This window comes from Streptomyces sp. NPDC093064, from assembly GCF_044754605.1.
Classification (GTDB): domain Bacteria; phylum Actinomycetota; class Actinomycetes; order Streptomycetales; family Streptomycetaceae; genus Streptomyces.
Genome location: NZ_JBIVPK010000031.1, coordinates 44174 through 69424 on the forward strand (window position 1 = coordinate 44174; position 25251 = coordinate 69424).

General features: G+C 69.1%; 16 protein-coding genes and 1 pseudogene. 8 read left to right on the forward strand and 9 right to left on the reverse strand.

Annotated features, from left to right (window positions below):
* The first annotated feature begins 116 nt into the window (after positions 1–116).
* A complete protein-coding gene (locus ACIQFZ_RS29500; protein ID WP_365433412.1) occupies positions 117–1592 on the forward strand; it encodes a PucR family transcriptional regulator ligand-binding domain-containing protein in 1476 nt (491 codons plus the stop codon).
* Between the two features lie 877 nt (positions 1593–2469).
* Here ACIQFZ_RS29500 and ACIQFZ_RS29505 read toward each other — a convergent pair.
* Together ACIQFZ_RS29505 and ACIQFZ_RS29510 are read right to left on the reverse strand one after the other, a co-directional pair.
* Entirely contained in the window at positions 2470–4776 is a 2307-nt protein-coding gene (locus ACIQFZ_RS29505) for a glycoside hydrolase family 3 C-terminal domain-containing protein (RefSeq protein ID WP_402692617.1), read from the reverse strand.
* A 366-nt stretch (positions 4777–5142) separates the two neighbouring features.
* Positions 5143–5300, reverse strand: a pseudogene (locus ACIQFZ_RS29510) (family 1 glycosylhydrolase); the annotation flags it as partial.
* A 362-nt stretch (positions 5301–5662) separates the two neighbouring features.
* On the opposite strand from ACIQFZ_RS29510, the gene ACIQFZ_RS29515 reads away from it, so the two are divergent.
* Positions 5663–6691 (forward strand): LacI family DNA-binding transcriptional regulator, encoded by a 1029-nt coding sequence (locus tag ACIQFZ_RS29515; protein WP_365430533.1) that lies wholly within the window; start codon positions 5663–5665, stop codon positions 6689–6691.
* A gap of 76 nt (positions 6692–6767) precedes the next feature.
* Here the strand turns inward: ACIQFZ_RS29515 and ACIQFZ_RS29520 are convergent, their stop codons facing one another.
* Together ACIQFZ_RS29520 and ACIQFZ_RS29525 are read right to left on the reverse strand one after the other, a co-directional pair.
* A complete protein-coding gene (locus tag ACIQFZ_RS29520) occupies positions 6768–7622 on the reverse strand; it encodes an SMP-30/gluconolactonase/LRE family protein (protein ID WP_402692618.1) in 855 nt (284 codons plus the stop codon).
* Positions 7619–8401 carry an SDR family NAD(P)-dependent oxidoreductase gene (locus tag ACIQFZ_RS29525; protein ID WP_402692619.1) on the reverse strand — a complete coding sequence of 261 codons (783 nt, stop codon included), beginning with the start codon at positions 8399–8401 and terminating at the stop codon, positions 7619–7621. Before ACIQFZ_RS29525 ends, ACIQFZ_RS29520 begins: the two co-directional genes overlap by 4 nt.
* Before the next feature lie 264 nt (positions 8402–8665).
* Here ACIQFZ_RS29525 and ACIQFZ_RS29530 point away from each other — a divergent pair, with 264 nt between their 5' ends.
* The gene (locus ACIQFZ_RS29530) at positions 8666–10705 is read left to right on the forward strand and encodes a beta-galactosidase (protein WP_402692620.1); all 2040 of its coding nucleotides are present in this window, start codon (positions 8666–8668) and stop codon (positions 10703–10705) included.
* A gap of 158 nt (positions 10706–10863) precedes the next feature.
* On the opposite strand, the gene ACIQFZ_RS29535 is transcribed toward ACIQFZ_RS29530, so the two are convergent.
* The 5 genes from ACIQFZ_RS29535 to ACIQFZ_RS29555 all read right to left on the reverse strand — a co-directional run bounded on the left by ACIQFZ_RS29535 (position 10864) and on the right by ACIQFZ_RS29555 (position 15168).
* The gene (locus tag ACIQFZ_RS29535) at positions 10864–11454 is read right to left on the reverse strand and encodes a zinc ribbon domain-containing protein (protein WP_365775889.1); all 591 of its coding nucleotides are present in this window, start codon (positions 11452–11454) and stop codon (positions 10864–10866) included.
* Positions 11455–11678: 224 nt separating this feature from the next.
* On the reverse strand, positions 11679–12755 hold the full coding sequence (locus tag ACIQFZ_RS29540) for a mannonate dehydratase (RefSeq protein WP_365430523.1): 1077 nt from the start codon (positions 12753–12755) through the stop codon (positions 11679–11681).
* Positions 12752–13603, reverse strand: coding sequence for a fumarylacetoacetate hydrolase family protein (locus tag ACIQFZ_RS29545; protein WP_365775888.1), 852 nt, complete (start codon positions 13601–13603; stop codon positions 12752–12754). Before ACIQFZ_RS29545 ends, ACIQFZ_RS29540 begins: the two co-directional genes overlap by 4 nt.
* Before the next feature lie 26 nt (positions 13604–13629).
* Complete coding sequence (locus ACIQFZ_RS29550) at positions 13630–14364, reverse strand: glucose 1-dehydrogenase (RefSeq protein ID WP_365775887.1); 735 nt, start codon at positions 14362–14364, stop codon at positions 13630–13632.
* 63 nt (positions 14365–14427) lie between these two features.
* Positions 14428–15168 (reverse strand): GntR family transcriptional regulator, encoded by a 741-nt coding sequence (locus ACIQFZ_RS29555; protein ID WP_376605441.1) that lies wholly within the window; start codon positions 15166–15168, stop codon positions 14428–14430.
* 499 nt (positions 15169–15667) lie between these two features.
* Between ACIQFZ_RS29555 and ACIQFZ_RS29560 the strand changes: the two genes are divergently transcribed.
* From ACIQFZ_RS29560 to ACIQFZ_RS29580, 5 genes are all read left to right on the forward strand, one after another.
* Positions 15668–16954, forward strand: coding sequence for an extracellular solute-binding protein (locus tag ACIQFZ_RS29560; RefSeq protein WP_365775886.1), 1287 nt, complete (start codon positions 15668–15670; stop codon positions 16952–16954).
* Positions 16955–17035: 81 nt separating this feature from the next.
* Positions 17036–17932 (forward strand): carbohydrate ABC transporter permease, encoded by an 897-nt coding sequence (locus ACIQFZ_RS29565; RefSeq protein WP_383061091.1) that lies wholly within the window; start codon positions 17036–17038, stop codon positions 17930–17932.
* Positions 17929–18849, forward strand: a complete 921-nt coding sequence (locus tag ACIQFZ_RS29570) for a carbohydrate ABC transporter permease (RefSeq protein WP_365431056.1) — start codon at positions 17929–17931, stop codon at positions 18847–18849. The genes ACIQFZ_RS29565 and ACIQFZ_RS29570 overlap by 4 nt, the downstream gene beginning before the upstream one ends.
* A 30-nt stretch (positions 18850–18879) precedes the next feature.
* Entirely contained in the window at positions 18880–21642 is a 2763-nt protein-coding gene (locus ACIQFZ_RS29575) for a fibronectin type III domain-containing protein (RefSeq protein WP_402692621.1), read from the forward strand.
* 665 nt (positions 21643–22307) lie between these two features.
* Positions 22308–25175 carry a hypothetical protein gene (locus ACIQFZ_RS29580; RefSeq protein WP_402692622.1) on the forward strand — a complete coding sequence of 956 codons (2868 nt, stop codon included), beginning with the start codon at positions 22308–22310 and terminating at the stop codon, positions 25173–25175.
* Positions 25176–25251: the final 76 nt, after the last annotated feature.

Consider the following 25251-nt stretch of genomic DNA (forward strand, 5'->3'; position numbering starts at 1 on the left):
TGTACGCCGCCGTGACGTGCGTCGCGTAGGCCCGGAGCGCTCAAAATTCTCGATCGTGCTTATCCATTCGCACAACACTGCTATGCGTATGGTCAGACGCCGTCTACCGTGAGCCCATGCCGATCACGGTGGGCGAGCTGCTCGAGATGCCACATCTGCGCCTGAGGCTGCACTCAGGGGCCGATGCGCTGGACCGGCCCGTCTCGTGGACGCACACGACAGACCTGCCCGAGCCATGGCGCTGGGTGGCCGGCGGTGAACTCCTCATGACGAACGGCAAGCCCATTCCCCGCAGTGCGTCCGGCCAGAAGGAGCTGATCCGGCACCTGGTCGATCACGGTGCCGCCGCTCTGGCCATCGGCGAGCAGATGTACGCCCCGCCACTGACCAGACTGCTGGCCCGGACGAGCGAAGAACTGGGCTTCCCGGTGCTCTGGATCGCCTACCCCATGCCGTTCGTCGCGATCTCCCGCGCCGTCGCCGAGGCGACCCTCCTCGAACAGTCCCAGCGCCTGATCCGGACCGAACGGATCTACCAGGCGCTGCAGCAGATCTCCTCGCAGAGCTCCGGACTGACATCGCTCACGAGTGCCCTGTCCCGCGAGCTCGGCTGCGATGTCCGGGTGTGCGACCGGGCGACCGGCCGCAACTGGTATCCGGGCGTCGTTCCGCTCCCCGAGGAGATTCGCACCGCCGTGGCCGAGCGCCGGGGAAGGCTCCGCGCCGGGGTCATCGCGAGCCACCTCGCAGGGGACCGTTACGCGCTCCTGGTCGACGTACCGACACATCCGGACGCGGTCCTCGTCGCCCTCCCCGAACAGACCGAACTGCCGGACGCGCTGCTCCTCCAGCACGCCGCGACGGTGTGCGCGCTGGCGCTTTCCCAAGCCCGCCTGACGATCGAGCACGACCGCAGGAGAGGTGCAGAACTTCTGCTCCAGATCCTCGACGCGCAACTGGCACCGACCACAGCCCAGCGCCGGCTGGAGGAGTTCGGCCTCCGACTCGAGGAAGCAGTGTGCGTGGCGGCACGCAACGACGACGATCCAGATCTGCTCGCAACCACCCACCTCGAACTGTGGCGCTCGGCCGTCAGCCACGTCACGGTGCAGCGAGGTGACACCTCGCTCACGATCCTTCCCGACGCCGCTGTGCCGGTGCTTGTGCAGGCCCTCGGGCAGCTCGGTCGGGCGGGCGCCAGCGATCTGATCGTCCGCGCTGACCGCATGGCCGACGCGGTACGGGAGGCCACGTGGTCGCTCGACATCGTGAAGGAGCAGGGAACCCCACTGCTGCGGTACGCCGAGGCCGACCCACTCCTCGGCCCCCGCAACCCGGCAGAGGCACGGGCACTCGTCGATCGCGTACTGCGTCCCGTCCTCGATCTGCCACAGGGACAGGCCGACGAGCTGCTCACGACCCTGCGGGTGTTCTTCGAGAACCGCAGGTCCTGGCAACGGACGGCCGAGGCACTGCAAGTCCACCGGCAGACAGTGCTCTACCGCGTTCGCCGCATCGAGCAGCTGACCGGGAAGCAGATCGCCGACACCAATGATCTGACCGCGCTGTGGCTCGCCCTGAAGGCCATCTGAGGACGAGGCTCTGGCGAGACCCGAAGCCTTCGCCCAACGGCTCGACGTGCCCTACGGCCGCAGCCCTCTGACTGATTCCCAATGATGCTTGTCAACTGACGGATCGTTTGGTCGCCCCATGGCAGCGCGACTGCCAAACGTTCACCGCGCAGGAAAGTCGCAAGCTCGCGGCCGACTACTTGGAAGACATGCCAGACCTCGTCGCCAGATGAGACCGCGCCGCCGCGACCCTTGGTCTTGCCCTTCCTACTGAAGGGGACATCTTGGCCCGCCTGCCGCTGATTGCGGATGAGGGCCCGCAGGCCTGCCGGGAGTGTACGCGGGCCGAGGTTCACGGCGCGCGGCGAGAAGGCGAGACGGGGCCAGTACACCCCTGGCCTGCCTTTGAAGGCTCGGTATGAGGTCGAGGCGACGGAATTGTGGGTGACCGCGCGGACGGTGGGCCGGTGGGCACGGGCCTCTCGCGAGTTCGGCGAGCTAGGGCCGGTGCCGAAGACCGCGCAGGCGGAGGGCGGGCGGGGCAATGCCGATCCGCGCTGGGTCGAGGTTGCGGTGGAGGTGCTGAAGGAGTCCAAGGAAGAGTCGCGGCCCTCACTGTATTCAGACATCACGCTGCAACTGCCCCGGCGGTGGCCGTGCCGGGCCGCTCCACGACCGGTTCAGGAAGGCTGCGGCGGTCGACGTGGCACGGAGGGCCCTGGGCGGTGCGTCGTCCCAGGGCCCGCCGGAACCAGCAGGAGGCCACGCCGTAGCCGGGCATCCGCGCGGCGTGGGCGGTGATGTCCGCGGCGGTGACAGGGGAGAGCTGGGCTTTCCACGGCCATCCGTTATTTTCCTGCGCAGGTCGGTGGCGATCAGCGGGGGAGTATCGCCGACGCTACTGCTGCGCGTTCGCCATCGCCACGAGTGCCTGGATCTGCTCATGGTTGACGGGCACCCCGGGGAAGCCCGCGAGGCGGCCGATCGGGAACGCGGCCATCATCTTCCGCAGGCCCTCCTCATTCGGGTTCACCGTGGCGGCGTCGTCCAGGGAGAAGCCGAAGCCATCGGCCATCGCCTGCTGCACCATGGGGCCGACGACGGGGTGGGCCATCAGGTCGGCGACTGAGGACTCCATGGTGAGCGGGAGGTTCACGGCATCGCCGTCGAGCGTCACCGTGGCGGTGGCGCGGAGGTCGCGGCTCGACGCACCGACCTCGATGGTGTAGTCGCCGCCCTCCAGCACCCAGCGGTCGACGCGGACGTCCCAGTACGTCAGGTCGGCTCGGCGTACGGTGAGTTCGACGGCCTTCATCTCCCCTTCTTCGAGGGCGACGGAGGCGAATGCCTTGAGCTCGCGGGGCGCGCGCTGCACGGCCGAGCTGGCGAGGGACGTGTAGACCTGCACGATCTCGCGGCCGGCGACCTCGCCCGTGTTCGTGACCGGCACGGTGACGACGACGTTCCCACGATCGTTCAGCGAGGCTGTCGCCTCGCCGTACGAGAAGGTCGTGTACGACAGGCCGTGACCAAACGGGTAGGCGACCTCAAGGCCCTTGGCGTCGTACCAGCGGTAGCCGACGAGGAGACCCTCGCCGTAGCGGACGTGCCCGAACCCGCCGGGGAAGTTGCCGTACGACGGGTTGTCCTCGAGACGCAGCGGGATGGTCTCGGTGAGCTTGCCCGACGGGTTGACGACGCCGTACAGCACGTCGGCGGTCGCCCCGCCGCCGGCCTGACCGAGCAGCCACCCCTCCACGATCGCGGGGACGCGGTCGCGGAAGGGCAGGGCGACGACACCGCCGTTGGAGAGCACGACCACGGTGTTCGGATTCGCCGCGACGACGGCGTCGAGCAGTTCAAGCTGGACGGCCGGCAGGTCGATGTGCTCGCGGTCGAAGCCCTCGGACTCCTGCGCGGCCGGAAGGCCGAGGAAGAGGAGGGCGACCTGGGCTGCGCCCGCCGCGGTGACGGCCTCCTCGCGCAGGGCTGCGGTGTCCCCCGAACCGTCGACGGTGAAGCCCGCCGAGTAGGAGACCTGACCGCTCGACAGTGCGCGGATCTCCTCCAGCGCCGTGTCGAGCCTGGTCGGGTTGATCAGCGAGGACCCGGCGCCCTGGTAGCGGGGCTGCTCGGCGAACGCGCCGATGACCGCGACCCGCACCTGTCGGGCCAGCGGCAGCACGCCGTCGTTCTTGAGCAGGACGATCGAGCGGCCCGCCGCCTCGCGGGCGAGCGCATGGTGCGCGTCCACGTCGAGCGGTCCGTCCACCGTGGGCCGCGCCTGCGCTTTGCGTACAAGGTCCAGCATGCGCTCGGCCGCGACATCCACGGCCCGCTCCTCGAGCGAGCCGTCCTCGACTGCGGCCACCAGTTGCGCGTCGGTGCGGCCGCCGCTGCTCGGCATTTCGAGGTCGAGCCCAGCGGGCAGACCCTCGACCCGGTTCTCGACCGCGCCCCAGTCGGAGACGACCAGGCCCTCGAATCCCCACTCCTCGCGCAGTACCTCGGTGAGCAGCCACGGGTCCTGCGAGGCGTACACCCCGTTGACGCGGTTGTAGGAACACATCACGGTCCACGGCTGGGCGTCCTCGACGACGTGCTGGAAGCCGCGCAGGTAGATTTCGCGAAGCGGGCGCGGGTCGATGTCCGAGCTGACCCGCATGCGGTCGTGCTCCTGGTTGTTGGCCGCGAAGTGCTTGAGCGAGGAGCCCACCCCCTTCGACTGGATGCCGCGCACCAGGCCCGCGCCCAGCACACCGGACACGATGGGGTCCTCCGAGAAGTACTCGAAGTTGCGGCCGCACAGCGGCGACCGCTTGATGTTGATCCCCGGGCCCAGGATGACCGCGACGTCCTCGATTGCCGACTCGGTGCCGAGCGCCTCGCCGACCCGCCGCGCGAGTTCGGGATCGAAGGTCGACGCGAGGCCGACGGCTGGCGGGAAGCACGTCGCGGGGACGCTCTCACAGAGGCCGAGGTGATCGGTGGCTCCGGCCTGCTTGCGCAGGCCGTGCGGGCCGTCGGTCATCATGATCGACGGAATGCCGGCGCGCTCGACCGGCTTCGTCGTCCAGAAGTCGGCGCCGCTGGTCAGCGACGCCTTCTCGGCGAGCGTGAGGTCTTTCGCGCGGACCGTGCCGTCGGGAGCGGCAAGGGGGGCGGCGGGGTCGGTGTCGGCCATCTTGTCCGATTCCTCCTGCATTTGTTCGTGAGGGCGTTCCTGCGTTTCTTCCCGTCCCGTCGTCCCGGGTGCTTCCCGGCGCCCGTCCGCACTCCGGTGCGTCCGGGGACCGGAGTCACTGCCGGCACGCAGTTCCCTGTCGATGCGGTCGAGGACGTCGTCGCCGAGGACTTCTGCGGCGAAGCTGGCGATGCTCGCCAGCGACAAGCCTCGCGCCAGTGCGAGCTGCGGGTTGCCGATCAGCTTGGGAACGTGCGCCTGGAGTACGGCCCGGCCGTGATCGACGTCGAGGATGTCGCCGAGGCGGCTGTCCTTCGACAGTGCCCCGGTGGCCGCCCCCGCGAGGGCGGGTTCGAAGGACGTGATCCTCTTGGGCAGCTCCGCGGCGCCCGTCGCGGCGACTTGTCCGAGCCACGCGAGGCTGGGCTTGGGGTGCCGTTCGAAGGTGTTGCGGTCGACGGCGATGAGTCCGAACGTGGGGCCCAGTGGCCCCACTCGTAGTTGTCGAGCGCGGACCGGTGCAGGTATCCGCGGACGTCGATGCCGGCCGGAGGCGCTCACGACGGAGACTGTGCTGCCCAGCCCTGCCGTGATCGCTGCATTCGTGCCCAGGACCAGCGCCTGAGGACGAGTGAGCGCGCCGGTGTGGGGCGGCGGGGAGTTCCGTTCCGACGCCTTGTCGCTCATGATCGGGATCCTTTGTTCCGTGAGCCTCGTCCGGTCGGTCTGAGCCTCGTCCAGTCGGTCGGATGCCGGGAGTGACCGTTCACTTGACAGCTTCTGAAACTAGGGCTGCACCAGCGGTGCGTCAATGTGTCGTGTGGCTTTCAGTAGGCACAGATGAGCCGTACGATGCGCTCAAAAGTGAAGTGAACGGTCATCGCTATCATCGAACAGGGGGCCTTGCGTGTCGGACAGACCGACTCTGCGCACCGTTGCGGTCAGGGCGGGTGTCTCCCATCAGACGGTGTCCCGGGTCGTGAACGGCGACCCGACCGTGACGGACAGCGTCCGGGAGAAGGTGCTCGAGGCCATGCGTCTGCTCGACTACCGTCCGAGTGCGGGTGCCCGTGCTCTGGCGAGCGGGCGCACGGAAATCGTGGGTGTCGCCGTTCCGCACAATCCTGGTTTCGCGTTCTCGAACGATCACCTGGTCCGTCTGGTCGGAGGCGCGGAGCGGGAGTTGGCGGCCCGTGGTTACGGACTACTGCTGTCCACCAGGGAAGTACCGGACGATGCGAGTTCGGCCTACCGCCGTTTCACCCGGCGCCGTGAGGTCGACGGGCTGCTGGTGGAAGCCGGGGCCGGCGAGGAGGCACTGTCCGTCCTCCGGTCGGCCGGTTACCCCGTGGTCGTGATCGGCTACTCCGACGACGACCTGTGCTGCGTCCATCCTGACGACGAAGGCGGTGCCTATGCGGTCGCCCAGCATCTGCTGGCCCTGGGACATCGCCGGATCGGCGTCGTGGGCGGTCCGACGGAGAACCGGCTCGCCATGGCCTCCAGGCTGCGTGGGGTGCGCCGCGCCTTCGTCGACGCGCGCCGCGAGTTCTCCGACGACCTGGTGGAGTACGGCGACTTCACCGACGGATCCGGCTTCGCGGCGGCCGGACGGCTGATGACGCGGGGCAAGCCGCCCACCGCGATCTTCGCGTTCAACGACGGCATGGCGTTCGGTGTGATGCGCTGGCTGCGGCAGCACGGACGCGGCGTGCCGACTGACGTCTCGGTCGTGGGCTTCGACGACACGGCGGCCGCGGAACTAGTCGATCCACCGCTGACCAGTGTCAGCCTGCACAGCGTCGAGTTGGGCCGGCGGGCGGCGCGCATCCTGCTGGACCTCTTGGACGGACGGCCCCCGGCACAGCGTGAGAACGTCATGCCCAGCACCCTGAAAGTGCGCGCGTCGACGGCGCCGCCGTCTGAGGGGGCGTGACCGGGGCGCAGAGCACGCCGAGTTCGGCGGACGTGCCTCCTGGGCTGGGCGGCCCATCGGTGCAGGAGACGGTGACTCATCCGGCGAATCGGGTCGACGGCATCCCCACGGCACTCACCTGGGCGAGGGCGAAGACGGATCCCGCGGGATCGTCGTCGGACAGATCGAGGCCTTCGCGGGCCGACGTGACGTAGAGGATGTCCAGGCGGGGCCCGCCGAAGGCGCAGGAGGACGGCTGGTGCACGGGCATCGGGATCTCACCGAGCAGATCCCCGTCCGGGGAAATCCGTACCAGGCGCTCACCGCCCCAGACCGCGACCCACAGACATCCCTCCGCGTCGACGGTGAGTCCGTCCGGCATCCCCGTGGCGGCGGGGATCCGCGACAAGATGCGCCGACGGCTGATTCCGGCGTTCTCCGGGTCGGTGTCGAAGGCGCAGATCTCGCCCGCGAGGGAATCGGCGAGGTAGAAGGTGCGTCCGTCGGGGCTCCAGTCGAGCCCGTTGGGCAGAGCCAGTCCGTCGAGGACGACGCGGCTCGTCCAGTCGGGCATGAGGACGTGCAGCGCGCCCTTGCCGCGCTGGAAGTCCATCGTCGTACTGCCCGCCCAGAAGCGCCCCTGCCTGTCGCACTTCCCGTCGTTCATGCGCTCGCTGTCGGGCAGGAACGCCCGGCGCACGGTCATCGATCCATCGGCGCCGACGGCGGCGAAGCCCGCCGCTGTCGCGGCGACGAAGCCTCCGGTGCGGCGTGGAGCCACGGCGCCGACATGCGTGGACAACGTGAGACTCGCGGTCCGGCCGGTGGCCGGATTGCTGGTGTGGATGTGTCCGGCGGGGATGTCGACCCAGTGCAGGCGGCCGACCGCCGCGTCCCACACCGGGCCCTCGCCCACCGTAGCCTTGCCGGGGATCGCGATCTCGGGCCTCATTGCGGGAGCACCACCGCGGCTTTGGCCAGCAGCCCGCCGTCGACCGGCAGCGAGATCCCGGTGATGAAGCCGGCGCGGTCGCCGGCCAGGAAGGCGATCGCTTCGGCGACCTCGTCGGGGCGTGCCACGCGACCCAGCGGGTGCATCCGCCCCCATGACTCGACCACGTCCTGCGCGGCCTGATCGCTGCCGTCGGAGAAGGAACGGGCCGAGGCCCGCAGCATCGGCGTGTCCACCGAGGCTGGACAGACCGTGTTGGCCCTGATGCCGTGCTTCGCCTCGTCGACCGCGACCGATCGCGCGAGCGCGTTGAGCGCGCCCTTACTGGTGGTATAGGCGGCGACGGAGTGCTGTGTGACGAAGGCCTGGACGGAGGAGACGATCACGATCGAGCCGGCGCCGCGGGCGCGCAGGTGGGGCAGCGCGTACTTGACGGCGTAGAAGGCTCCGGTCACGTTTACCGCGAGTACCTCGTTCCATGTGTCGGCGGTGGTCTGCGCGGTGTCGCCGTAGCGCTGGATGCCGGCGGCGGCGACGAGGATGTCGAGGCCGCCGTGTGCGGCTGCGACGTGGTCGACGAGGTCAGCGACGGCCGTCTCGTCGGTGACGTCGGCGTAGGCGGGCTTGACCCCGGGAGGAAGAGGTTCCGCGCCGCGCGCCGGTGGGATCCCGGCGGCCACGACGGTCGCGCCGCGCGCCGCGAGGACACCGGCCGTCGCATGTCCGATGCCGCTGAACCCACCAGTGACCAGGGCCACCTTGCCGTCGAATTCCGCCACGAACCACTCCCTGGGTGTGTCAACGGGCCTCGCCCCGTGCGGGGTTCGAGGCGGCGCTGCCGGGTGGCCACCGCAGCGGCGGTTCCGGCATTTGGTGACCTTGTGGTGCCGCATCACTCTAAACAACGTTGTCTCAGGCGGCTAGGGTGTGATCGCACCGCGCATCCGACGCTGTTCTGTGCGTCGTTCGCCGGCCGTGCGATCCGGCCGGCCGAGTGTCTTCGTGCGGGCGCTTCATCCGTTGGGCAGTGAGGAGAGCGGCTCGTGGCGGCACAGTGGATCCGGTGGCCCGGCAACGTGGTGGCCCGGTTCGGCCGGGAACCCATGGCTTTCGGCGGCGACTACAACCCCGAGCAGTGGGACGAGCGCGTGTGGCCCGAGGACGTCCGGCTGATGCGGGAGGCCGGCGTCAATCTCGTCACGGTCGGAGTCTTCGCCTGGTCGACGCTGCAACCAGCGTCCGATCGCTGGAACTTCGGCTGGCTCGACCGCGTGCTGGATCTGCTGCACGTGCACGACATCGCCGTCGATCTCGCCACGGCCACGGCGTCACCCCCGCCGTGGCTCACCACGCGGTACCCCGAGGTGCTGCCCGTCGACCGGCACGGACGGACGATGGCGCCAGGCGGGCGCCAGGCGTGGTCACCGTCGTCGCCCGTCTACCGCGAGCACTCACTCGCACTGGTGGAGAAGATGGCGGAGCGCTACGGCGATCACCCCGCCCTCGCGCTGTGGCACGTCTCCAACGAACTCGGCGGCCACAATTCGAGGTGCTACGGTGAGGCGAGCGCGGTGGGCTTCCGGAGCTGGCTCAGGGAGCGCTACCGGGACTCGCTCGACGAGCTGAACGCAGCCTGGGCGACGGGCGTGTGGAGCCAGACCTACGCCGCGTGGGACGAGATCCAGCCGCCGCGAGCGACGTACACCGACCCCAATCCCACGCAGGCGCTGGACTTTGACCGGTTCAGCTCCGACCAGCTGCGCGAGCAGCTGCGGGCCGAGAGCGCCGTGCTGCGGCGTGTCACACCGGCCGTGCCGGTCACCACGAATTTCGTGCTGTTCGACGCTGGGAAGAACATGAACTACAGCTCGTGGACCGACGGCCTGGATCTCGTCGCCAGCGACCACTACCTGCGCCCGACGCCCGACGCCCAAGCCGAGCTGTCGTTCTCGGCCGACCGGGCCCGCGGCCTGTCACAGGGCAGGCCGTGGCTGCTCATGGAGACGGCCACCGGTGCCACGAGCTGGCGCCCGGTCAACCCGGCGAAGAATTCCGGACAGCTGCGGCGGGACGTGCTCTCCCATGTCGCGCGGGGGGCCGACGGGACCTGCTTCTTCCAGTGGAGGGCGGCCCGCGCGGGCGCCGAGCGGTTCCACTCCGCCATGCTCCCGCACGCCGGTGCCAACAGCCGGAAGTTCCGGGAGGTGGCAGCACTCGGCGCGGAACTGGCCTCCTGCGCCGAGGCGCTCGGCAGCAGGGTCCTGGCGGACTGCGCGCTGCTCTTCTCCGAGGAGTCGTGGTGGGCGGCCGAGCGGGAGTCCCACCCCCACAACGGCCTGTCGTACCAGGAGACCGCCCTGGCCTGGTACCGGAGCCTGCAGGAGGCGGGTGTCACGGCCGACGTCGTGGCGCCGTCGGCCGATCTGACGGGCTACCGGCTGATCGTCGTACCCATGCTCTATCTGGTGTCCGATCAGGACGCCGCGGCCCTGACCGCGGCCGTGGAGGCGGGGGCGACCGTGGTCGTGACCTACTTCTCCGGCATCGTGGATCCGCTCGACCATGTGCGGCTCGGCGGTTACCCCGGGGCCTTCCGCGAGCTGCTGGGCGTTCGAGTGGAGGAGTTCGCGCCGCTGGTGGACGGGGACTTCGTGGAGATCGAAGGGGTCACCGGGCCCGCCCGTGTCCGGACCTGGCACGAGGAGATCGAGCTCACGGACGCGCAGGCCGCGGCCCGGTACGCAGGCGGGGCCGGGGACTTCGCGGGCGCACCCGCGATCACCCGTGTGAGCCGGGGCGAGGGAGAAGCCTGGTATGTGGGCGTGGAGCTGGACGGCGCCGCCCGGGCCCGGCTGCTGGGGGCCGTCGTGCAGCGCTCCGGGGTGACGGCCGGGCCGTCCGCCGGCGGGCTCGAGGTTGTGACGCGCCGCTCGGCTGCGCACGACTACGTCTTCCTCATCAACCACGGCGACACCGAGGCCGCCGTCCCCGGGTCGGGAACCGACCTTCTGGACGAGTCCGTCCACGAGGGAGCCGTCACGGTGCCCGCGGGCGGGGTGAGGGTCGTCCGACGAGCCCGCTGAGCGCGCCACGCCACCAGGCACACCGCCTCGGCGGGCCTCGTACGGGACGGGACCGGTGGAGTGCCGGCGTCGCGGAGTACGATCGCGTCCGCCGTCGTGATCGGGAGAGAACGGTGTCAAGCATCCCCACGATGAAGGACGTGCTCGCGAGGCACAGCTCAGCTTGAAGACCATGTCGCGTCAAAGCCACCCAACGTGGTACTGCGTGTGCGAGCGGCCCGGTTCGATGCGCTACGCCGTTCTTCCCTGCTCGCTTTCCGACCAGCACGTCCGAGGGCGTTCTGGTGGTGGGCGTGCAGTGACCGCTGGAGCGGGCTCCAGCCGGCCTGGGACCGGCGATACGTGACCTTCACGCCAAGGTCTGGGTCCGGGACGTATGTCCCGTCGTTGTCGGCGCGCGTGCCGATATTCACGCCGCCCACGGCATCCCGATGGCATCGGAATCCGCATTCAGGGTTTTTACACACGGACTCGCGCCCGCGGACTTTCGTCCGCGTGTCGCATTTCGGGCAGGTCTGCGAGGAGTGGGCCTCGTTGATGTGCTCGAGCTTCAGCCCGGTCCTGTACTGAAAGTAGTCTTCCTGCCGACCGCGGGACCATTGCGACAGTTGCTGCCGCGTCGATCGCGACGTCCGGCGTTTCTTGTTCGTGTTTTTCTCGGTACCCCCGCACGTCGCCGGCGACCAGGCGGACCCCGACGACGGTGTCCGGCCCGGATGCTTTCTGGTGGTGCTCTGTCCGCTCTGCATGGACCTATACGGGTGAACTGCTCAGCTTTCGAAGGAAGCCGCAGAGGCGGACGAATCGCTGCGGCCGCCCGGCAGGCCCGCGGAAGGCGCCGGGAGCGGTAGTTCATCGGTGCCCGGGACAGGACTGACGGGGCGTCACCGCGCTCCGGCCGCAGGGGCCACCCGCCCGACGCACGCTCACGGTTGTGGCGCCGGGTGGTCGGGTACCGCTGCGGCCGGGGTGGTCACCGGTCGGCCGTGAACCGCCTCCGCACGGAGTCCGGGCCCTCCGGCTCGTCGAGCGCCAGGCCGTTCAGGACCCCCTGTAGGTACCCGATCGCGTGGGCCCGGCCCCGGCTGCAGTACGCTTCGGACGATGTGTCGCCCCAGGTGTCCAGGTCCCCGATCATCGCCGGGACATGGTCGTCGATGAGGAACCCGTCGAACCCGGCGTCCTCGAGTCGGCGGATCACTCGTGCGGGGTTGAAGTTGCCCTCGCCCAGGAAGCATTCGCGAAAGCGCGGCACCGTGCCCCGGACGTCCCGGAAGTGGACGTAGAAGACGGCCGGTCCCAGCAGGTCGATGACCTCGTTGATGCTCTGTTCGCCGGCCATCTCCGACACCGTCCCCAAACAAAGGTTCAGCCCCCATGACGGGCTGCCGCCGGCCTGCCGGTGCGCGCGCGCGATCGCGGCGGGAGAGGTGAAGATCCGGGCGATGCCTCCCAGGGGTTCCTGCGTGGGCGGATCGTCGGGATGCAGGGCGAGCCGCACACCGACCTCCTCCGCGACGGGCAGCACGGCGTCCAGGAAGTACTGGTGGTTGGCCCACATCTGGTCGGCCGTGATCGGCTCGTCCACGCGCTGGTCGGGGGTCAGCCGGTACCCCGCGAGCGCGTTGCCCCGGGGGGCGTCGGCCAGGTCGAAGGCGGTGACTCTGGCGCCACCGCGTCCCTTCGCGGCCATGTCGGTGCGCCAGACGTAGGTGGCGAGGAAGTTGTATCCGAGCAGGTCGATGCCGATGGCGGCGAGGTTGCGGATGGTCCTCTGGTAGTTCTCGATCTGCTCGTCGCGGCCGGGCAGCCCGCGTTGGATCTTCCAGAAGTGTGCGAGCGGGACGTTCTCAAGGCCGTCGATCGCGAGCCCGTCGGCGTCGCAGCGGTCCCGGAGCGCCCGCAGCTCGGAGAGGTTCCAGAAGCCATCGGTTCCGGGCAGCAGGTCGGGCGTGTGGAGTTGTACGCCGGAGAGCCCGAGTTGATGGGCGAACGTCGCGATCCGGGAGTCGTAGGTGTCGATGTGTCCGAGGGAGAGCCGCACGGTCATGCCTGTCCGACCCGCTGCCTCTGCCGGCCGAGCCCGTCGATCTCGAACTCCATGATGTTGCCTTCCTTCAGATAGGGGAAGCGGCCGGACAGCGCGACGCCCTCGGGTGTGCCGGTGTTGATGACGTCTCCCGGCTCCAGGACGGTGAACTGGCTGAGCGCGTGGATCAGTGTCGCCACGTCGAAGATCATGTCCCGGGTGCTGGAGGCCTGCCGTACGTCTCCGTCGACCCACGAGCGCAGGCCGAGGTCCTGCGGGGAGGAGATCTCGTCCGGCGTGACCAGCCAGGGGCCGAGCGGATTGAACGTCTCGCAGCTCTTGCCCTTCGACCACTGACCTCCGCTGGTCTCCAGCTGCAGGGCGCGTTCCGAGACGTCGTTGGAGATGGTGTATCCGGCCACGTGGGCCAGCGCATCGTCGGGTGAGGCGAGGTATCCGGCGCGGGTTCCGATCACGACCGCGAGTTCCACCTCCCAGTCCGTTTTCGACGATCCGCGGGGCAGCAGCACCTCGTCGTACGGACCGACGACGCAGTGGGGGGACTTGTAGAAGACGACCGGCCACCGCGGGGCGGTGGCGCCCGATTCGGCGGCGTGGGCGGCGTAGTTCATTCCGACGCAGAGCACGACCCCGGGACGGGCGACGGGGGAGCCGACGCGCAGTCCCCGCACGTCGATCGTCGGCAGTTCGGCCTCGGCGATCGCGGCGCGCACCCGGTCCAGGCCGCCGCCCGCGAGGAACGTTCCGTCGATGTCGTCGGTGAGTCCGGACAGGTCGAGATGACGGCCGTCGGGGAGCAGCGCGACGGGCCGTTCGGCACCGGGTGGGCCGATGCGCATGAGTTTCATGGTGATCCGTCCGATCGGGTAGGGGATCAGCCAGCGACCAGGCCGCCGTCGACGGCCAGTTCGGCACCGGTGATGAAGGAGGCCTCGTTCGAGGCGAGATAGAGGGCCGCCGCGGCGACTTCCGCCGGTGTGCCGAGCCGGCCCATCGGCTGCCGGGCCGCCAGCTGGGCGCGGGCGCTGTCGGGGTCGTCGGTCTGTGCGAGCAGCCGGCCGACCCAGGGGGAGTCGACGGTCCCGGGGCAGACGCTGTTGCAGCGCACGCCGGTTCCCGCGTACTGCACCGCGACTTGGCGGGTGAACGCGATCACCGCGCCCTTGCTGGCGCAGTAGGCTGCGCGGTCCCTCAGCCCGACGAGTCCGGCCACGGACGCTGTGTTGACGATGACTCCGTCGCCCTGGGCGAGCATGTGTGGCAGCGCGAACTTGGTGCCGAGGAAGACTCCACGGCAGTTGACCGCGAAGGTGTGGTCCCATTCCTCAACGGTGCAGGCCACCGCGTCGGTCGTCGAGGACGCCCCGGCGTTGTTGCACAGGACGTGCAGTGCGCCGGTCTCGGACACCGCACGGGAGATCGCCGCCTTCGCCGAGCCGGGGTCCCTCACGTCGACCGTGAGGGCGACGGCGCCGTCCGGTACGCCGGCGGGGCTGAGATCAGCCGCGTACACGGTCGCCCCCTCGGCCAGGAACCGGCGCGTCATCTCGTGGCCGATGCCCGAGCCCGCGCCTGTGACGAGTACCGTCCGTCCGCTGAACCTGCTCACGTGTCGACGTCCTTTCCGGGACGGGTGGTTGGTGCCGCGGCGCCTCGGCGGTCGTCGCCGCGGTCACTCGGTGAAGTAGTCCGGGTACTGGGCACGCAGCACCGGTCCGCGCTCGAGGGCGCGTCTGGCATGCCGGCTGATCAGGACGCGGCCGGCCTGCACATCGGTGTTCTCCAACGCGTCCACGATCAGCCGGTGCTCGTCGATCAGTTCGCGCATCGCGGTGGGGTCGGGCAGGCTGAGCCGGCGCAGCCGGTCCAGTTGCAGCTTCATCCGCTGTACGGCTTGCCAGGCCCCCGGATAGCCGCTGAGCGCGAAGATCTCGCTGTGCAACGCCTCGTCCCACTGGAAGAAGGCGTCGTAGTCCTCCGTACGGTAGCTGTGCTCCTGTCGTTCCAGCAGGTCGCGCAGTACGGCGACGTCCAGGTCGGGGTCGGCGCATGCCGCCTCGAAGGCCGAGACCTCCAGGCTCTCGCGGACGAAACGCGCCTCCTCCACGTCGTGCAGGCGGATCCGTCCCACCGTCGTCCCGACCTGCGGCACGACGTGCACCAGGCCGGCGTCGGCGAGCCGCGCCAGAGCCTCTCGCACCGGCGTGCGGCTCACCTGGAGTCGCTTGGCGAGGTCCGTCTCGGACAACGATGTCCCAGGTGTGATGCGCAGTTCGCGGATCGCGGAGACCAACTCGTCGTAGACACGGTCTGATGTGCGTGTCCGGGCATGGTCCCGGGTGATCGGCGACAGCTGTGGTTCACCTTCGGCCGATGCCCGTTCGGGAGTGTGTGCGTGGGGAGAGGGAATCACGAAATGATCGTTGCATGCTCATGACTTGTATGCAAGTATCCCGCTGATCCGCTCAACGAAGAAGGGAAACGAAGTGCTCGTCGCATCGGGCGACCCGTCGCCGTAGCCCGCACCTTCGGACAGAGTCGCGGCGTCATCCCTGGTGTCGCTCCGTCAGACGCGCGGCACGCTGCGGTGACGACAGCGCAAACGAGCCCACGCGCAATTCACGCCGCTTTCCGGGGTGCGGGAACCCCACGGCCGAAAGCCGCACCCCAAACGGACAGCCGACCCTCTTCGCCCTGCCACCCGTGGACGTCGGGCCGGCATCGCGATCCCGTTCACCAGGCGCGAGCACACACCGGCGCCCGCCCACCGGGCCCCCTCACCAACGGACTCCGTGGCACGCAGGTCCCACCTGACCGGCCCGTCAGCGCCTGGTGAGTCACAGCAACCGCCTCCATCCGCCCAGCCCGCAAACAGCGCTGGAGCGAAGAAGAACCGAGAGGACACCATGGTCATGCGAAGGGCGAGACTCGCAGCGGCCCTCACCGCGGCCGCCGGCATCATCCTGACGGGATGCTCCGGCGGCGCACCCGGGGCGAGCTCCAGCGGTCCTGCGGACATCACCTTCTGGGGTTGGGCAGAGGGCTACGAGAAATCCGTGGCGCTCTGGAACAAGACGCACCCCGACATCCAGGTGAAGTACGAGCACATCACCGACGGCGGCGCGGGCGGCTACGACAAGATGCTCACCGCCGCGAAGGCAGGCAAGGCCCCGTGCCTGGCGCAGATCGGCTACGAGACGTTCTCGAGCTTCCTCGCTTCCGGCGTCCTCCAGGACGTCAGTGCCTATGTCAAGCCGCAGAAGGGCGAGTTCGAAGACTGGGTGTGGAACAACGTCGGGGTCGACGGCAAGGCCTACGGCGTACCCGTCGACACCGCGCCGATGGGAATGTTCTACCGCGCCGACCTCTTCAAGAAGGCGCACATCGAGGTTCCCAAGACCTGGGACGAGTTCACGGCCGCCGCCGCCAAGGTGAAGGCCGCCGACCCGAAGTCGCGCCTCATGAACCTCCCCACCGACCCCTACCTCTACGCCGGATTCGCCTGGCAGGGCGATGCCCCGTGGTTCGGTACCAAGGGCGACGCCTGGTCGGTCTCCCTCGACAGCGCCGCCAACAGCAGGGTCGGAGAATACTGGCAGGGGCTCTTCGACAAGGACCTGGTCACCTCCTACCCCGCCTTCGACGCGGCGCTGTATTCCGCCTGGAGCAAGGGCACGGTCTGGGCCGAGGTCGGTCCGGTCTGGTCCGCCTCCCTCATCCGGGACAACTCCGCCGGATCCGCGGGCAAGTGGGCCGTCGCACCCATGCCGCGCTGGGGCACGACCGATGCGGTCGGCAACTCGGGGGGATCGGCCACGGCCGTCATGAAGGACTGCGCGCACCCGAAGGAGGCCACTCAGTTCGCCCTGTGGATGTCCACCAACGCCGACTCCGTGTCGAACCTGATCGCGTCCGCGGCCATCCTGCCGGCCTCCAAGTCCGGGCTCACCAACCCGGCGCTGGACGCGCCCCAGAGCTACTACGGCGGTCAGCCGATCTACCAAACGTTCCGCGACGAGGCGGCCAAGGTCAACTCCACCTGGCGCTGGGGACCGGTCATGTCCACCACGGCCTCGGCACTCGGTGACGGACTCGGCAAGGTGCACACCAAGAAGGGCACGTTCCAGGACGCCCTCGACGGCGCCCAGAAGAACACCGTGTCCGCCTTGCAGTCCCAGGGGTTCTCCGTGAGCCATTAGCCTCCGCGGGGGCCGCACGCCAGGCGACCCCCGCCGGGTCCCTCTCCCCGCCACTCCACGGAAAAGGTGACCGTGTCCCACGTGACGATACGGCGGCGCCGACTTCGCGAGCTTCGGCGAGCCGCGCCGTTCATCCTGCCGTTCCTTCTGCTGTTCGCCGTGGTCTACCTGATACCCACCGGGTACTCCGTGGTGCAGAGCTTCTTCGCCGTGAAGCGCTCCGGCCTGGGCCTGTCCGGGGCCGAGACCGTCTTCGCGGGCTTCGACAACTACGTCCGTGTGTTCCGGGACGGGGCCTTCGTCGCATCCCTGGGCCGAGTGGCCTTCATCGGGGTCATCCAGGTGCCTGTGATGCTCGGACTCGCCCTCGTCCTCGCACTCCTCATCGACTCGGCGGCCACGAAGGGGCGCAGATTCTTCCGCGTCGCCTACTTCATTCCCTACGGAATGCCCGGCGTGATCGCCGGCCTGGTCTGGTCCTTCCTGTACGCGCCCACGCTGAGCCCCCTCACCCGAGGGCTCGCGTCGATCGGCGTCGACGTCAGCTTCGTCACCGACAGCGCCCTGCCGTTCTCCATCTCGAACATCCTGACGTGGGCGTGGACCGGCTACAACACCATCCTGATCTTCGCGGCCCTGCAGGCCGTCCCCGAGGAGACGATGGAGGCGGCCGCACTCGACGGCTGCTCCGGCTGGAAGGCCGCGCTGCTCATCAAGGTCCCGCAGATCCGGCCGGCCCTGCTGCTCACCCTCGTCTTCTCCATCATCGGCACGTTCCAGCTCTACAACGAGCCGGCCACCATGAAATCGGTCGCACCGAACCTGTCGTCCACCTACACGCCGATCATGGCCGCTCTGCGCTCCCTGTCGGCTGACGACTTCAACTACGCGGCCGCGCAGTCCGTGGTGCTCGGCGCGCTGATCTGCGTGCTGTCCGTCTTCGTCTTCCGCGCATCGGCCAGGAGCGCCGACTCATGACCACCATCCTGCACACCCCGGCACGAACCGAACCCGTCGCACAGCCAAAGCGGCCGAGGCGCCCTGGGACCCATCCGCTCGCGACGGCGAGCCCCGCCTCCCGGCTGTTCGTGCTGGCCGTCATGACCCTCTTCGCCGTGTACTTCCTGCTGCCCGTGTGGTGGCTGGTCGTCTCCGCCACCAAGGGCAACGGGGAGATCTTCTCCGGCAACGGCTTCTGGTTCGGCGAGCACTTCGCCCTATGGGACAACCTGCAGACCCTGTTCCAGGCTCAGGGCGGCATCTACGGGCGCTGGCTGCTCAACTCGTTCCTGTACGCGGTCGGTGGCGCCGTGGTCTCCACACTCCTCGCGACCATGTGCGGCTACGCGCTCGCCAAGTTTCCCTTCCCGGGGCGCGAGGCGGTCTTCAGTACCGTGCTCGCCGCGGTGCTCCTGCCCGCACCGGTGCTGGCCATCCCGCTCTACCTCGTCTTCAGCTACACCGGGACCATCAACACGTTCTGGTCCGTCTTCATCCCGAGCATCGTCAGCCCCTTCGGCGTGTACCTCAGCCGGATCTACGCCGCCTCGTCGATACCGGACGCCATCATCGAGTCCGGCCGCCTCGACGGCGCCGGCGAGATGCGAATCTTCGCCATGGGCCTGCGACTGATGGCGCCCGCGATGGTGACGATCTTCCTCTTCCAGTTCGTCGCGATCTGGACGAACTTCCTCCTGCCGTCCCTGATGCTCGCCGACACCTCTCTCCAGCCGGTGACCGTGGGCCTGGTCGGATGGCGTGAAATGCAGGGCTATCCCATCGGCTACTCCACCGTCGTCACCGGCGCGCTCGTCTCCGTCGTGCCGGTGGTCGCCATGTTCGTCTCGTTGCAGTCGTTCTGGAGCAAGGGCCTCGTGACAGGGGCCGTCAAGTAGTTCATTCGCGCACCGACGAAAGGGCGGGCAATGAAGCTCCTGACCGGATGGGTGGCGACCTTGTGCGCCACGGTGCTTCTCGCGACGCAGTCCACCACCGTCGCATCAGCCGCCGATCCGCCGGCCAACCTCCTGGCCGCGGACATGGACACCGGGTTCGACAGCGGCACCAGCTCGCTGACCCTGTCCAACCCGGCGTCGGGAGGCACACAGCAGATCGTGAGCGTCGACGGGAACAACGCGCTCGAACTCCGCGACGCCTCCCAGGGAACCAACCTGTCCAGCTACTTCTACAAGCGCTGGTCCACCAGCACGCTGAAGGACCGCATCAACGACGTCTACCGCCGGCCGGTCGGCAGCCCGGCCCAGCAGTTCGTCCTCAGCTACGACCTCAAGCGGAGCGCGGCCAGCGACAAGCCCGTCGCCAAGGACATCTACGCGCAGATCCAGTTAGGCAACTACGACAACACCCTCGTGCCGCGGTTTCCCGTACCGGCCGTGAGCGTCACCGGGACCTCCGCGTACACCAGCACCTCCGGCGCGCTGTCCCGGATCGACGACACCGACATCCAGCAGTACCGCTTCACGATCGTGCCCAACGGAGGGCAGCGGCTGGTCTCGACCGTCGAGCTCGGCTTCTCGGTACGCGTCGACACCGGCGGCACCGACGAGGCGATCACCGTGGACAACCTCGGCGTCTACGAGGCGGGCGCCCTATCCGACACGACGCCGCCGACCGCTCCGACCTCGCTCACCCGCGCGTCCGCGTCCGCCAGCACCGTCTCGCTGGGCTGGACGGCGTCGACGGACGATGTCGGCGTGACCGGGTACGACGTCTTCCGCGACGGCTCCCAGGTCGCCTCCGTCAGCGGGACCACCACGTTGGCGGTCGTCGGCGGCCTGATGCCCGCCACCGCTTACGACTTCACGGTCCGGGCGAGGGACGCGAGCGGCAACGTCAGCCCGCTGAGCGCCCCGCTCACCGCCTCGACCGGTCCCTACGTACCCGAGTCGCCCGCCCCGTACCCCGGTGACACGGCGACCCGGACGCAGTGGCTGTGGGACAGGACGAAGGCCATGAAGGAGGAGAGCGGCGCCGTCAACGTGGCTCAGTACACCGCGCAGCTCGCGGACCACGAGAACGTGGCGACGAACCTCGCCAAGCTGGACACGCTTTTCCAGACGTACGACTACGAGCAGTACAAGACGATGGCGAAGATGTACGCCTACCTCATGGTCGGCGACCAGTTCAGCCCCGAGACGCTCGCGCACGTACGCGAGTATTTCGCCTCGTACGGCTACCAGAAGCTTGCGCAGACCGAGAACCTCCGCATGAGCAACTACGCCACCGGATACCTCGTCGGGCAGTACTTCCCCGACCTCGTCGACCTGAACGGTAATTCGGGGGGCCAGCTCAAGGCCCTCAACAAGACCAACATCCTCGGGATGGTGCAGGCCGGTGTCCGGCGCGGCTGGGCGGAGTACCAGAGCCCCGAGTACACCTTCATGACGTACTTCTGCCTCAACGCCCTCTACCAGTGGGCCGATGACGGCGAGTTGCGCCGCCAGGTGAAGATGGCCATGGACGTGATGTGGTTCGAGTGGGCGAACGACTGGATCGACGGCTACATGATCTCGTCGGAGAGCCGGGCCAAGGGCGACCTGGCCTCGGTCAACGACCCGACCTGGCGGCCCGCGGACCATTCGACGCTCGCCTGGACGTACTTCGGCGCCCACCGCGCACAGCAGGGCGTCGGCGAGTCGGACAACCCGGCGCCCGCAGCGTACCGCCCGAACCTCGAGTACGCCGGCCTCGTCGCGTGGAGCGGGACGAAGTACACGCCGCCCGCACTCGCGGTGGAGCTCGGCCGGAAGACCGGCAAGTCCTACACCGCGCACAAGGCGAACCTCCAGAACTCGAGCGGACACGCGATGGACGACTACCGCACGAGCTATGTACGACCCACCTGGGGCCTGGGCACCGAGGTGCAGTATCGCCGCGTCGACAACTGGATCGAGGACCAGCCGCTCGTGCTCCGCTGGCAGTCGGACGCCGCGAACCCGCTGTTCAGGCTCTCGGCCGACCAGGGCAACGCCCCCATCGGCTCCTACGACCAGCCCGCCAACCAACGGGTGATGCAGCACGGGCCCACGGCGGTCGGCCTCTACAAGTCGGCGGGCGACCAGACCTCGAATTACCTCAACGCGCTGTTCCCCGCGAACGGTTCGATCAAGCAACGGCGCCAGGTCGACGGCTGGACGATCGCCGACACGGGGCCGATGTACTTCGCGTTCAAGTTCGTCAAGCCCGGCTCCTGGTACCACCAGACGCCGAACGACCCGCCGTACAAGGTGAAGACGACGACGCAGAACCACCCGACCGCGGGCCTGGCCTACAGCTACGACATCCTGCGCAGCCAGGCCGACGACAACGGCTGGGTGCTCGAATCGGCGGACAAGTCCGCCTACGTCGACCTCGACGCCTTCGCGAGCGCCCTCACCGGCAGGACCAGTCTGGACGTGAGCCACGTCGACGACATGAACCCGCGGCTCAACTATCACAGCCTGAGCGGGGACGACCTCGACATCACCTTCGACGACGCGTCGCAGGCACCTGGTGCCGCCCATCTGGTCAACGGCACGCCGATCGACTACGACTCGTTCAAGTTGTTCGACACACCGTGGCTGCGGCAGGACAAGCTGGGCGCGAAGTTCACCGCGTCGGTCGACGGCCGATGCGTCGTCTACGACTTCGACCACTGGACGGTGAGGCAGCGCGCGGCACGGCGGTGACCGCCGGAACGGATTCTCTGGGGCGCCGCCTCAGGAGGCGCGGGCTCCGGTCGAATTGACGCACAGCGCTGTGGGACAACGTGAGACTGGAGTGGACCGCTTCCCTGTCGGGCGTTACTGACGGCTTGAGAAGGGGAGCGGTCGACCTGCCCATGCGTGACTGCCTTCAGGGTGCCGGCGGATGGATGGTGCGGATGCTTCATTCCCGCAGGTAGCGGTCCCGTGTTTGAAAGGTGTCGCCGCCGGTGCCCTCAGTGGACCGAGGCCGGCATGACGGCCACCCCGGCTCGAAGTCGCCCTGCTGTCAAAGGCGTTGCAGGTCAATGCCTGGACAACGTTGGCTGATGCGCGTTACGGTCCTCGCCAACGCCGCCTGGTCAGGTGACCGGGCCGTCTTACCGGCGTCGGGCTGATCGACCCCACCACCTCGTGCACCTCGTGCTGGGCCTCGCCGGAAGTAACTGGCTCCGCCCGGCGACCACCGCTGCCCGCGGTCGGCCGGTACCCCGCCCCCGGGAATCCGACCCGGCCTGCACCACCTGCCGGCACGAGCGGCAGGGATGTGCCGCATGTGCCCCGCATGACCGACCCGTGCCCCACCCCGGTCCCTGTGCGCGACGACTGCCCACCGACGGTCCTCGTGACACACCTTCGGAGGTTTGCCCATGTCCGACACCCCGCGCTCCGGCGACGACGCCCGGAGCATCACCCGTCGCCGCGTGCTCCTCTACGGTGCCGCCGGAGCGGTCGGCGCCGCGCTGCCCGGCGTCGTCGGCTCCGGTCAGGACGCGCAGGCGGCCACCGCGCCGTCGATCGTGCTCGGCTTCGACGACCCGACCGCGCTGTTCTCCGTCGACCACGCCGGACGTGCCGCTCCCGACCTGCTTGTCACGGTCACCAGCCCGGCGGTGGTGAGCGGCACCATCGCCTGGACGGTCAGAGCCCGCAGCACCCGGATCGTCGGCAGTGGAACCGCGGCCTTCTCCGCGGCGGCGGAGACGACGCAGACGACCACCGTCCCGCTCGGTGCCCTGGACCCCGACTACTACCGGGTCTCGGTCACCGTTACCGACGCTGACAGCACACAACTGCTCGTGCAGACGCTGGGGTTGGGCGTGCTTCGGCCGACCGTGCCCGGAGTGCGCCCCGGCTCGGCGTTCGGCCTCGGCATCCGGCCGGAGGGCGACCCGGCGGTCACGAAGCGGATCGCGCAGTTGATGGGCGTCAAGTGGACCCGGGGCATTGCCTCGGTGCAGCCGGACACGGTCAGCCCGGCGCCGGGTGTGTTCTGGGGCCAGGCCGACATCGACAGGGCCCGCGCCGAGGTGGCCGAATGGCAGAGCTACGGCATATCCGCGATGGGCGGCATCAACTACAACATGTCCTGGAACGTGCAGCCCGACGCGAACGGCCGGCCGCTGCCGTCGTACCGCAACCGGCCGAAGGACATGGCGGCGCACGCGGACATGGTGTACCACGCCATCGCGCCGCTGCAGGACCTGGTGAAGAACTGGGAGCTGTGGAACGAGCCGTGGGTGCACGGCCGGTACTGGACCACCGGCGACTCGCAGGACTACCGCGACATGACCAAGCTGATCTGGGACCGGGTCAAGCCGGACTTCCCCGACGTCAACCTGATCGGCGGCGGCTCGGTCAGCCACAACCGCGACGCGGTGTACGCGAAGGGCTCCACCCACGCCGGGTACGTCGACGGCTCGGTCAACCACGCCTACGGGTATCCGGACGCCACCCAGTACGCAATGGCCAAGACGCAGGTCACCATGGACAGGCTCTGGTCCCGATCGGGCGGCCGGGGCGGCCAGTGGCAGACCGAGTGCGGTACCGCGGTGATCCACTCGTTCCCCAGCCTGCCGGCCGAGGAGGCGGTCTACGCGGTGGCCCGCACCCTGGCCCCGACCTACCTGCTGCACATGCTCGCCGGAGCGGAGGAGGACTCGCCGATCCGGGTCTTCTGGTTCTCCCTCTGCTACGACAAGCCCTACTCGGGCCAGGAATTCAACATCTACGACATCACGACCAAGACGCCGCTGCCGGCGGTGGTCGCCTACACCACGATGGCCAGCGTTCTGGAGGACGCGACCCTGGACAGCGAGCTCTACCCGGACGCCAAGTCCACCTGGGGCTTCCTGTTCCGCACCGAGGATGGCAAGGGCCGGGCGGCGGTGTACGCCGACCAGATCTACGACGGCACCGACGAGTCACCCGCCGCGGGATACCACGGCACCCTGACGCTGGGTGACGCCCATGGCATCCGGGTCTACGACTACCTCGGCCGGCAACTGGCCGACGGGTCGGCGGACCGGGTGACGCTGACGCTGAACCCGTGGGAGGTGCTCTACTTCGACACCGATCGCAGCGCGCAGGAGCTGCGCAGGGTGCTGACCACCGGGGCCGACTTCCGGTACGACACGCCGCTGCTGGTCACCCCGCTGCCGCTGGTCAAGCCGCTTGGTAAGGACAGCGAGCTTGAGGTGAAGGTCGAGAACGTGTCGCCCGGCGAGGTCAGGGCGATCCTCCAGGTCGCGGAACCGCCGGGGTGGAAGCTGCGCCACACCCGTGTCCCGGTGGGCGAACTGGCGCCGGGCGAGCAGCGGACGGTCCGTTTCCCGGTCGCCCAGTACGAGGTGAGCCCGGACAACGAGTACCGCGTCGACTGGACGGTGCGCCTGCCCCGGCGGAACGACATCACACCTAGCGGGTCGCAGACCGTTCGGGTCGCCCACCTGCCCTACCGGGCGATCACCGTGGGCGGCGGCGCCGACCAATGGAGCGACGTCATCCCGGTGACGCTGACCAGCGTGAGCGGGACCGGCGACACCAGGAAGTACGCACTGCGCGGGGCGTGGGACGACGCCTTCCTCTACTTCCGCGCCGAGATCCAGGACATCACGCCCTACTTCCAGGTGCCGTTCGCGTCCAACCGCTACCTGTTCCCGTTCCAGGCCGACAGCATCCAGCTCGGCTTCGACACCGGCAACAAGCCGGACGACCTGCTGGCCGGCGACCGGCACTACGAGAAGTGCCTGGTCTCGCTCTCGCACCTCTACGTGGCCACGCTGGGCAGCGCCACCCCCGACCACGCCAGCCAGAACGCCGTCCCCCAACTGCACCGGCAGTGCGCACCCGGAACCAACTACCAGACGTACTACCCCACCAACGCCGACCTGCCGACCCCGCTCGGCCCGATGGACGCCTCGCCCACCGGCGGCAGTGAGGGCCGGATCCTGATCACCCGGGACGCCGTCAACAAGGTGACCGTCTACGAGGTGGCCATCGCTTGGAACCAGCTCCCGGAGCTCGTGGCGACCCTGCCGGCCGCGGCGGGCGAGACCACCACGACGGCCTTCGCGTTCGCCGTGGGCGACGCGGGAACCGGCGGGCACGGCATGACGTACTCGACCACGCAGTCGCAGGCCCCCCAGTCGGGGTGCTACAACTTCGCGGCATTCTGGGGAACCGGCGCCCGGTTCAGCGGCGGCCGCGTCGACACGCGCTGGGGCCTCGGCCGCTGACCCGAACCCGAGGGGCCCGGCCGCGCCGGGCGTCGCCCGCGGGGGCGGTGCGCACCGCCCCCGCCGGCACCACGCT